Source organism: Pseudomonas sp. 05T35 (assembly GCF_056396605.1).
Genome location: NZ_JBFTLU010000668.1, coordinates 1 through 1,695, shown reverse-complemented (window position 1 = coordinate 1,695; position 1,695 = coordinate 1). Strand labels below are relative to the sequence as shown.

Genomic DNA, 1,695 nt, shown 5'->3' with positions numbered 1-1,695 from the left:
CTATCAGGCTTGAGTCAGTTTGGCCACGGCACGCTCGAAGCGCTGCAGGCCCTCTTCGATGTCCGCGTCTTCAACCACCAGGCTTGGCGCGAAGCGAATCACGTCCGGGCCGGCTTGCAGAATCATCAAGCCTTCACGTTCAGCCGCGTTGAACACGTCCTTGGCCTTACCTTTCCAGGCCTCGCTCAAGACGCAACCGAGCAACAGGCCCAGGCCACGCACTTGAGTGAACAGGCCGTACTTGGCGCCGATCTGCTCCAGGCGAGTCTTGAACAGGTCGTGCTTGGCTTTGACGCCGTTCAGCACTTCAGGGGTGTTGACCACGTCGATCACCGCCTCAGCCACGGCGCACGCCAGCGGGTTGCCGCCGTAAGTGGTGCCGTGGGTGCCGACGACCAGATGTTTGGCCAGGTCTTCGGTGGTCAACATCGCCGCGATCGGGAAACCGCCGCCCAGGCTCTTGGCGCTGGTCAGGATGTCCGGCGTCACGCCGTAATGCTGATAGGCGAACAGCTCACCGCTGCGGCCCATGCCGGTTTGTACTTCGTCAAAAATCAGCAGTGCGTTGTGTTGGGTGCACAGCTCGCGGGCGCATTGCAGGTAAGCAAGATCAGCCGGCAATACGCCGCCCTCGCCCTGGATCGGCTCCAGCACTACCGCGCAGGTCTTGTCGGAAATGGCCGCTTTGAGCGCGTCCAGATCGTTGTACTTGACGTGCGTGATGCCGGTGATTTTCGGACCGAAACCGTCGGAGTACTTCGACTGGCCACCGACGTTCACGGTGAACAGGGTACGACCGTGGAAGCTGTTGAGCGCGGCGATGATTTCGTATTTCTCTGAACCGAAACGATCGTGGGCAACACGACGGGCCAGCTTGAAGGCGGCCTCGTTGGCTTCGGCGCCAGAGTTGCAGAAGAACACGCGCTCGGCGAAGGTCGCGTCGATCAGCTTATGGGCCAGGCGCAGGGCCGGCTCATTGGTGAACACGTTGGACACGTGCCACAGCTTGTTCGCTTGCTCGGTCAAGGCACCAACCAGCGCCGGGTGGGCGTGGCCCAAGACGTTAACCGCAATCCCGCCAGCGAAGTCGATCAGCTCGCGGCCAGACTGGTCCCAAACGCGGGAACCGGCGCCACGTACCGGAATGAAAGCGGCAGGCGCGTAGTTGGGAACCATTACCTGGTCAAAATCGGCGCGTTGTACCGCAGCGTGCTCAACGGACATCGGAGTCTCCTGATGAGAAACACTCGCCTGAAACTGGCGAGCGATGAGGGGGATTGTAAGGACAGTTTTCAGCCCGGCCTTGCCGCCAAGCGACAACTTCTTATAGCGCAAACACAGGTTTGAGCCGGGTTTATGGCAATGCGACAAATAGCGTCGCAAAGGCGCAGTTTAAACTGCCGGAGTACGTTATAGGCAGGCTTGTCCAGCCGGACGGTAATTATGTACTGCACGGAGCGCATCGCCGTTTGTTTTCCTTGCGTCTACTCCAAACGCCAAGGGACTTGCGCATGAATCAACACGACGAGCTTGCCGCTCATCCGGACAGCCACTACCAACACCTTTCCACACTCCTCYCGACCTGGATCTTGCAAACGTCGCCCGAGACGCGCAACGCGCTGAAAAACGCCAGGCTCGAAACGCCTCACTGGTATCGCAACGCGACCCGCCAGCAACAGCAGACACTGAACGCAC

2 protein-coding genes are annotated in these 1,695 nt (G+C 60.0%); one reads left to right on the top strand and one right to left on the bottom strand.

The window, feature by feature from the left end; translation table 11 throughout:
- Positions 1-3: 3 nt before the first annotated feature.
- On the bottom strand, positions 4-1,224 hold the full coding sequence (locus AC1DH9_RS28650; protein WP_427545770.1) for an aspartate aminotransferase family protein: 1,221 nt from the start codon (positions 1,222-1,224) through the stop codon (positions 4-6).
- Between the two features lie 287 nt (positions 1,225-1,511).
- Here AC1DH9_RS28650 and AC1DH9_RS28645 point away from each other — a divergent pair.
- Positions 1,512-1,695 (top strand): hypothetical protein (locus AC1DH9_RS28645; RefSeq protein WP_477809282.1); only part of this gene is annotated, 184 nt, incomplete at its 3' end.

Coding starts and splice junctions, on each gene's coding strand:
- AC1DH9_RS28650 (WP_427545770.1), bottom strand. CDS start 1,224: ATGTCCGTTGAGCACGCTGCGGTACAACGCGCCGATTTTGACCAGGTA.